Consider the following 7,924-nt stretch of genomic DNA (forward strand, 5'->3'; position numbering starts at 1 on the left):
GGATTCCGCCTCCTGGGCCTAGCCGATGTTTGCCGCTAGTATTCCGGCATGCCATCCAACCACGACAATTCCTTCTTCGCGCGGCTGATCTCGCCGATGCTGGATCAATTGCGGCGCCTCGCCTACGGCACACGCGGCGAGCATTCCGTCGATGACCTGAAAAACGAGGCGTGGCTGGCCGCTCAGGACCTTCATGAAGAGGCCGGCGTTGAATTCGCACCGGAGGATGAGAGTTTCCAGGAAGCGATCCTGACGAAGCTCCGCAAAGCGTTCGGCCGCTTTGCGAATCGCAAGATGCGGTACGCAGTACAGTTGGACCATGAGCAAGCCGGCGACGACGGCGAACTCCTTCCAAACTCTCTCGCCTCGAGCCTGACTGCTCCAGACGTCTACGAGCCGGAAATTGCGATCGAGCGCGCCGAGGAAAGTGCCGCCAGCGAGGATCGTCTTGCAGGGCGATTTACCGAAGCCGTTGCCTACCTACGCACCCTCGATCACTTCGACAACGACTCCAGCATGGTCGCCGCGCATCTCGCAATCACAATTGGGGTATTCAGGTCTCGACTGGCGATCGCCGCGACAACGGCCGAGCGTCAGCGGTCACTGTTTGATGGAATCGAGGCGATACCGCGCGACTTCGTACCGCTTCGAGGTAGGGCGCTGCGCATCATGGCCAAAGCATCAATTGAGTGGGAAAATCTTTGCGCGTTTGTGAAACCACGCCAGCAGCGGTTGTTCTCTGGCCTTCCGATGTTGTTTCGGGGGCAATGAACCGAAAAAGGCCACCGTGTAGCGCTTTCTGCGAGAGGTGCGCTCGCCGCCGACTATTTTGACGCAGCGTCGCCCTTTTCTTTTAACGCATCGGAAGCACGCAGCACCTCGTCCTTTATCAGATCGTGCCACTTCCATAGGACCGTTTCCATGACCTCCCTATCTTCAGTCGGGGAGGTCGAGATGAGTTCAGATGTCGCGCTAACGAGTGAAAAGCTTGTGCACTGGATCGGCTCTATAAGCCCTTCGTTCGACGGTCCTGCAAGGAGGATGTCTTTCCCGCTCATCGAAAGACCAAGCTTATAGCCAATACTATCGATCCCCGAGTGCACATTTTTACTGGCGAATCCGTATTGCGGCCTTAGATAACTCATTTCAACAAATTCCTCGATATCTCGAAACGTCACCTTTGGCTTATTAAAAAGCTGGGTCGCCCATCCGTTCTCTTCTTTGAAATTCTTTCCATATTGTTCGACGGCGTTGTCAAATTCCAGCCGGTAGCGGCTGATGTCGGTCTCTGGTATCGGCTCAAAGCCAAGGACTGCGTGATGTTTGTTAAATTGGACCGCGTGTCTCAAACGTTGTATTTTTTGATAATCTGTAAAGCGCTTTGACAAATCCTCATCGTGCTCAGCCAGAAACGCCAGCATGACCGTGGTTTCGTGTAACGAACGCCATCTCGCCATGGCGCCGTCTGGATATCCTCCCTTCAATAGGCAAGAAATTTCGTTGGAAACTTGAACGGCTCTGGTGTGCAAGCGGGTCGTCACATTGCGGCGTGACGAAGGGGCCGCATTAGCGTTGAGCCGATACTCTTTGTTTATGTCATCTCCTACTTCCATGCACATATGAATTAAAGAATCCAACCTGTGCAAGGGTTCTCGCCAAGTAGCAAGCAATCTCCGTTGGAATCCCGCCAGATCCCGATATATTCCTTTTATGAGAGCAGCCTGATTTTTGTTTAGATCGTTCGCCACTGACTCAGCGAACAATGCAAGAAGGAGTGGTCGTTTTTCTTCAACCCATTCGTCAACTTCTTCTGTTGCCTCGGGAAGTACCTCGCGCAAGGACGCCTTAATTTTATCGGTAAATTCTTGGGGCTGATCGGCCATATCGATCACCATCTCCGCTGTTGTCATCAACAACGCAATAAAGCGTAAACACAGCGATCTAGCAAGGCCGTTAAACGAAAAAACCGCCGAAGCGGCTTCCTCGTGCTGCTCCCTACCGCAGTTGTGACCCGGGATCCGGGCAGGCACAACTACTTCCATGAGTATGAGCAACTCCCGGTGATTCACTGAGCAACACCTCCGCCGGGTGGGTGCCCCGCAGCTCGAGCTACTGCGGTTTGTCATATTCCGAGAAAGGATGGGCCAGCACCGGCAGCAGATCGACCCTCGCCGACACCTCTTCATCCTCGTCACCGTCGACCGGCTCGAGTTCCGCGCGGCATATCTTGATGACTTCCCACGCATCGAGCTCGAAGCCGTGGCCCGCCGGCACTGCGTCTAGTGTCAGGCCGTGAGCGGCGATATAGGCTGGGATTTGCAGTTGAAAACCTGCCCATGGGCGGTCCTCCTGCGCATCCGACCAGACGGCCTCCCAACCCACACACCTGGCGGCCATCACTGCGCGCTTATGCTGCACCGCATCACTCCAATCGAAGGTCTGTGCCCAGTCCCTGCGACTCAGGCGCTCCATCACCTCGCCGCATGTTAAGCGTGCAGGTTCGGTGTTAAGTTCCTCCGCTTGCTTAACGCTCGGGCGCCCGCGCTTAACAGTTTCCGGGTAGAGATCGACAGGCGGAAGACCGTGGCGGCGAAACCGTTTCAGGTTCGCGTCCGTTGCTTCGACGTCCACCTCTTCGCCTCCAGCGCCGCCCAGGGTAAGCCTCCCCTGTCTTTTCCATTGTGAGATCGCTGCGCGTGACACGCCAATTCGACGTGCGTATTGAGCCTGTGACATGTATGACATCTGTTAATCTCCAAAAGTGTTAAGCCCTTTTAAAAATTCATGGCTACCGAGAGTTCACGGGTTATAGCCTCCGCATGACATAACCCTCCACGGAGGACCCCCTATGCCCTGGCCTACCTAAGCCGACCTTCCTGAGGGCCGATTTGGCCGATCGCCGGGGCATTTCTGCGGCCTCGCGGCGCGTTTCATCTCGATGACTGGCAGTCATCGTCATCGTTCAGCCTGTAGCGGCTTCCGAGGCGTCACGCGCCATTGGCGCGCCGTCAGTCTCGGTGCGTAATCCGAAGCCGATCTTGTCAGCGATGCGCGCTTGACCGCGTGCTACACGATCCATGTTTGTCGTTAAATAAAGCGACGTCGTTGTGATAGAGGAATGTCGAAGTAGCGTCTGCACGTCTTGCGCTGGTACACCGTTTTCAGAAAGAAGTGTCGCCAGCGAACCACGAAGCCTGTGAGCCGTGATGTGCGGTGCGCCGACAGCTTTGTTGCCCTCAAGCATCGCGTTGCGAGTGAATCCGGCTGGATAGGGCCTGCCGTCAGGTCGAGCGATCATCAGGCCGGATGGCTTTCGCAGCGGCTCCAGAAAGTCGAACAACCAATCCGGAACGGGCAATGCGGTCGGGGTCTCCTTTCCTTTCGTGACGCCAGGGGTATATAGCCGCCGTTCGCTGTCATACCACTCCCAACGTCCGGTCCTACTTTCCGCTTCCCTTAACGCAAGTCCGAGCATGAGTCGCACGGCAACGCGAACACCAAGGCGATCACCCTCCCGCTTGTCGATCACCGCGAGCCAGTCCTGAACCAAGGCCGTTGGCAGTACCGCTCGTACTCGCTTCTGGACCTTTAGTGCGCGGACCTGGAACGGCATCGCCGGCAGCATGCCGCGCTTGATAGCCCAGCCACACAGGAGCCTCAAGACCTTCAACGACTGATTGGCCGACATCGGCGAGCGTGTCTTCAGCCATTCGAGGCGCGCCGCCTCAACCATTTGTGTGGTGATCAGATCGATTTCGATATCGGCAAGCCCAAAGAGATGCAGTCGACCAAACGTCTCCACGATCTTGGCGTGCGACGTGCTGACGGTCGGCGTGTGCACTTCGAGCCACATCTTGATGAGCTCGCGCAGCGTCGGGATTTCCTTGCCGCCGCGCGACCACAATGCAGCCTTTCGCCACGCGCGCTCGGCGACCTTCTCAGCACGTTGGCGATCCGTTTCTTTCGTCGAGAGCTGCGTGCGCCTACCGTCAACCTGAAAGCGGACGTGCCAGACCCGACCGGAACGAAAGAGGTGATAGTTCGCGGCGCCCATTATTTTTTCATCGAAAGGAAAGCGATCTCGTGAGCGAGGATCTGCGGATACTTCTCTCGGATCTTCTTCATGATCGCCTTCTCGACAACGTCATTGCCCAATGCTGTCGGGATCGACGGTCCGAAGAGCTCCTTGATCGGCAACCCGGTCCTTACTGTCTTGCCGTTGCGCACGACCTTTTTGTGCCCATTGCCGACGCGCTGAAACACTCCGCGGTGACCGTTGGGCATCGTCGCGATGAAAGCGTGTCTCAATACTGTGCTACCGGTCTTTACGTTGACCGTCACACCGCCGCGTTTCGATGCACGAGCGCCGTAGTTGATGAGGGCGATCGGCTGACCAGTGGCCTTCAAGGTGGCAACGAGATTGCTGTTTGTCGCTCGCTTGATCGAAAACGACTTCCGGATGGCGCTCGCCTTAAGGTTGTAGCCGGCGGCGCGCACCTCTACGGATGCAGCGGTGCGCGCCTGCTCGACAGTCTTGTTCAACGCGCGCACGACTGCTTTTCGATGCTCAGCGAGGACGTTGGCGAACGAGGCCTCGATCTGTTTGCCGTTGGTTTTGATGTCGAGCTTGAACATTATTGAAGTACCGTCCGCGGTGCGTGCCACTGGAATGCGTTGATCACCGGCGGCTCTTCAAACTCGCCGGCGAGCGCGGCGTCAAGCAGCGCCTCGGCCGCCAACATGAGGGCACCGTCGCGGGAATCAGCCAAAAGGCTGGGGAAGCCGAGGTAAATCGCAACCCGGTCACCCTCGAGGGGGACGATCACAAGCGCCGAATCGTCCGGCCCGTCTTCTCCGTTGACAGCGCATCGATATGCACTCGGTGCGGTAGCGGCGCTGTCCATCTCGGCCACGATCACGTCGGCGTAGTGGCCGCGCACACCAACACTCTCGAGAGCCGCGTGTATGTCGTCGAATTCGCCCAGCGGTGTCGCCGGATAAAATTTTCCTTCCATCGAGACCACTCTCCTCTATGCGTTGCCGCAAATGCTGGGCTTCAGGTCAAAAAGGGGTGCGTGCCGCCGCCATGCGAGAATTGAAGCCATCTCCTTCCTCAACCACGACATAGCGGGGCACGCATGAACCAAGAGCAACTGGGCGCGACAGGTGAGCTGGGCGCCAAACTCGATGTGCTTCAGATCGCAATTGCGACCTTGTTCAACAAATTGACATCCGGCGAGAAGCAATACGCAATACAGGAATTCAAGGCAGCGATCGAAAAGCATGAAACGATCAGCCGGGACCCGTCAGAGCCGCACGCAGCGGTCGAACGGCTGAAGCCCCACGTGTCCGCCTTTCTAGCGCTGCTCAAGTGACAGCAGCCTCACGAGACATACGTTCAACCACTCGACAATCGAGGCACTCGTGACACAACCCACAGAGATGGACCTTCTGAGAGCTGAGGTTTTCGTTCAGGGCTGGCTAATCACCGCTCTGCTCGATACTCATCCGCACCGCGATACTCTTCGAGCCCTGTTCAACACCTACGCAGAACGACACCTATCGATGGCACTGGGGACACCTGGTTCAGAAGCGTCCATCGCCGCGTTCGAAGCTATGCGAGCTCGCTGGGAAAAATGGCTCGCTCCGTTGCCAAACGAGCGTGGGTCGACTGATACACTTCCCAGTCGCTAAATGCGGCGCTTTCTTGGGGCGCTGAAATCGTGTCCGGCGGCTGGCGCCTTTCGAGTGCTGGCCGAATCATCCACAGCACGAATCGCGCATACAGTCGTTTCATATCGAAGTTCACTGTGTGAGTTGTGCGCCGCCGGAGCAGCGCATCCAGGTTGATGGCGGGTGGTCAGTTAGGCCGGCGCGGCAAACGTCGAACCGTTATATGTCCAGCCAATCGAGATGCCTGCAGGGGCGTCAGGAATAACAACCGCGATCTGACCGGCAGGGGGTTCCCAGTTTTCGGTATCGCCATCCCAGACAATTACGTTCGCCACAACTCCCGCTTCGATTAATGCGTAGTTTTGGATTGTCATAGATCACCATTCGAGATTGATTTGACCGCGGCCACCGGCCGCACCTGGGTTGGCGCCGGTTCCCCCCGAACCGCCGCCAGCGCCGCCCGGTACCGAACCTGCGCCACCGACACCAGTGCCGCCCCCGCCGCCAGCACCACCGCCGCCGCTAGCTGTGCCGCCGAAACCGCCGACGCCGCTCCCCGTCGTGCCAGAACTTCCGGAGCCGCCCTGCAAGTTATTTATGCCGCCCGAACCAGTGCCCGCCGTCCCTCCGTTGCCGCCGCCTACTGAGTTCACCGCGCCTCCGGTGCCGCCGGTAGCGCTTAGTGAGCCCATCGTCGTTGTTCCACCCGTGCCGCCCGTGCCCCCGACGCCGCCCGCACCCCCGCCAGCGCCGATGGTGTAAGCGATGACCTGGCCCGGCGTGACGGTGATGATGTCTTCGGCAAAGCCGCCTGCGCCACCGCCGCCAGCCGCGCCGTTACCAGACGAGCCGACACCACCGGAGCCGCCACCGCCTCCCCACAACTTACGGCGCAAGCGATACACGCCCGCCGGTACTGTGAAATTGCCGCTGGACGTGAGAATGGAGAATCCACCCTGCCAGGCATAGTTCTGTTGAAGCTGGCCGAGCGGAATAGCATGCTGCGGCTGAGTGGCGTTTGCGACCTGTTCCGAGGCGCCAGAACAGAACATCAGGACATACGATCCAGAACCCGATGCGAGCGTCGGGTTCCAATAAACTAGTGCATTCCCCTTGGCAACCATCTCGTTGCCTTGCAGCGCCGCGTGAGCAGCGCCTACGAGCGGCTCGACTGTACCTGTCGCATTTAGCGTCGATGCGCCTGTGTTCGTCGTTTTCACTTCAAACCAGAAGGGAGCCCACGGGACCGGGGCTGAGAGCGCCGGCGTGAAGGCAACGACGTATGCGTTCGCGGCGCCAGTATCGACACCTACGTTTGTTGTGCTCCCCTGCAGCATCGTTTCAATCGCGGTGAGCAGCTGATTCCATGCATTGCGATTTGGCGTCAGCCCTGCTGCGATGATGACGTTGTAAATCTCATCCTGAAGCATGTTCCACGCGTAGGCGGGGAACACGGTAGCCGGCGTGCCGGTCACCGGATTGCCTTCGGTCGCGTATTGAGGCGTTCCACTCACGGGCGCAGTATCCGCGCTCGCGAACGGCACCGAGTTCGCCGCTATGAGACGATCCATTAATCAGCTCCTTTATTGAGCAACGCTGCTTCGGCGTCGCGCTGAAATTGTTCAACGTCACGCCCGAAAACGCCTCCGAACGGCGCCCCGAATTTGCCTGAAGGGGCTTCCGAATCGATGACTTGCGGCACGCTCGATGAATCGACGTTGCCTTCGTTTGTGGTTTCCATCTTGCCGTTCTCCGATAGCGCGCCGCCGTAGCGGCACATGGTGATGGTCAGATGCCGTTTACACCCGCTGCGCGCAGCTCGCCGGCAAGCGATTCCAGACTGGCGTCGATCAGGGTGTCGTCGCGAAGCCACGACGGTTCCGCGAGCACCGGTTCGAATTTCATGTACGGTTCCGCAGCCTCGAACATGCCCGGGGCCCAGCCACGAGCGCCGCGAATCGGCCGCTCCTTCCCGGATCTGTCCCACGGGATCGGGAGGCGCTCAAGGCGCAGCCGCTCGAGCAACGCTTCGCCGGGCAACTGTCGCGCGGCACCAGCCTCGCCAATCTTCCGGATCATTCGGTCTGCCGAGATCATCTTCGCGAAGATCGGTGCCAGCTTTTCGACGGCCTCCACGTATTCGTCGATAGCGATTTCGCGGCGCGATTCCAGTTCGGTCCTGATCAAGCCGCGGCGCTTGGCCACCAACGGCTCGATGTCGGCGGCGCCCGCCCGCACGCCCCGCTTGATG

The 7,924-nt window shown here is 58.6% G+C and carries 11 protein-coding genes; 2 read left to right on the plus strand and 9 right to left on the minus strand.

What is annotated here, in order from left to right:
• Positions 1 to 48: 48 nt before the first annotated feature.
• Positions 49 to 771: a hypothetical protein gene (locus tag PQQ96_RS40925; RefSeq protein ID WP_408302944.1), complete on the plus strand. Its 723-nt coding sequence runs from the start codon at positions 49 to 51 to the stop codon at positions 769 to 771.
• Positions 772 to 824: 53 nt separating this feature from the next.
• Here the strand turns inward: PQQ96_RS40925 and PQQ96_RS40930 are convergent, their stop codons facing one another.
• The 5 genes from PQQ96_RS40930 to PQQ96_RS40950 all read right to left on the minus strand — a co-directional run bounded on the left by PQQ96_RS40930 (position 825) and on the right by PQQ96_RS40950 (position 5,015).
• On the minus strand, positions 825 to 2,042 hold the full coding sequence (locus PQQ96_RS40930; protein WP_408302946.1) for a DUF5677 domain-containing protein: 1,218 nt from the start codon (positions 2,040 to 2,042) through the stop codon (positions 825 to 827).
• Positions 2,043 to 2,109: 67 nt separating this feature from the next.
• Entirely contained in the window at positions 2,110 to 2,631 is a 522-nt protein-coding gene (locus PQQ96_RS40935; protein ID WP_408302948.1) for a hypothetical protein, read from the minus strand.
• A gap of 331 nt (positions 2,632 to 2,962) precedes the next feature.
• Positions 2,963 to 4,054, minus strand: coding sequence for a tyrosine-type recombinase/integrase (locus PQQ96_RS40940; protein WP_408302950.1), 1,092 nt, complete (start codon positions 4,052 to 4,054; stop codon positions 2,963 to 2,965).
• Complete coding sequence (locus PQQ96_RS40945) at positions 4,054 to 4,635, minus strand: phage tail protein (RefSeq protein ID WP_408302951.1); 582 nt, start codon at positions 4,633 to 4,635, stop codon at positions 4,054 to 4,056. The genes PQQ96_RS40940 and PQQ96_RS40945 overlap by 1 nt, the downstream gene beginning before the upstream one ends.
• The gene (locus PQQ96_RS40950; protein WP_408302953.1) at positions 4,635 to 5,015 is read right to left on the minus strand and encodes a hypothetical protein; all 381 of its coding nucleotides are present in this window, start codon (positions 5,013 to 5,015) and stop codon (positions 4,635 to 4,637) included. The genes PQQ96_RS40945 and PQQ96_RS40950 overlap by 1 nt, the downstream gene beginning before the upstream one ends.
• Positions 5,016 to 5,138: 123 nt before the next feature.
• Here PQQ96_RS40950 and PQQ96_RS40955 point away from each other — a divergent pair, with 123 nt between their 5' ends.
• Positions 5,139 to 5,375 carry a hypothetical protein gene (locus PQQ96_RS40955; protein ID WP_408302955.1) on the plus strand — a complete coding sequence of 79 codons (237 nt, stop codon included), beginning with the start codon at positions 5,139 to 5,141 and terminating at the stop codon, positions 5,373 to 5,375.
• Positions 5,376 to 5,864: 489 nt separating this feature from the next.
• Here the strand turns inward: PQQ96_RS40955 and PQQ96_RS40960 are convergent, their stop codons facing one another.
• From PQQ96_RS40960 to PQQ96_RS40975, 4 genes are all read right to left on the minus strand, one after another.
• Positions 5,865 to 6,047, minus strand: coding sequence for a hypothetical protein (locus PQQ96_RS40960; protein ID WP_408302957.1), 183 nt, complete (start codon positions 6,045 to 6,047; stop codon positions 5,865 to 5,867).
• A 3-nt stretch (positions 6,048 to 6,050) separates the two neighbouring features.
• A complete protein-coding gene (locus PQQ96_RS40965; RefSeq protein ID WP_408302959.1) occupies positions 6,051 to 7,244 on the minus strand; it encodes a hypothetical protein in 1,194 nt (397 codons plus the stop codon).
• Positions 7,244 to 7,414 (minus strand): hypothetical protein, encoded by a 171-nt coding sequence (locus PQQ96_RS40970; RefSeq protein WP_408302961.1) that lies wholly within the window; start codon positions 7,412 to 7,414, stop codon positions 7,244 to 7,246. Before PQQ96_RS40970 ends, PQQ96_RS40965 begins: the two co-directional genes overlap by 1 nt.
• 47 nt (positions 7,415 to 7,461) lie before the next feature.
• On the minus strand, positions 7,462 to 7,924 hold a 463-nt coding region (locus PQQ96_RS40975; RefSeq protein ID WP_408302963.1), incomplete at its 5' end, for a hypothetical protein.

The organism is Paraburkholderia sediminicola (genome assembly GCF_046027825.1).
In the GTDB taxonomy this organism is placed as follows: Bacteria; Pseudomonadota; Gammaproteobacteria; order Burkholderiales; family Burkholderiaceae; genus Paraburkholderia; species Paraburkholderia sediminicola_D.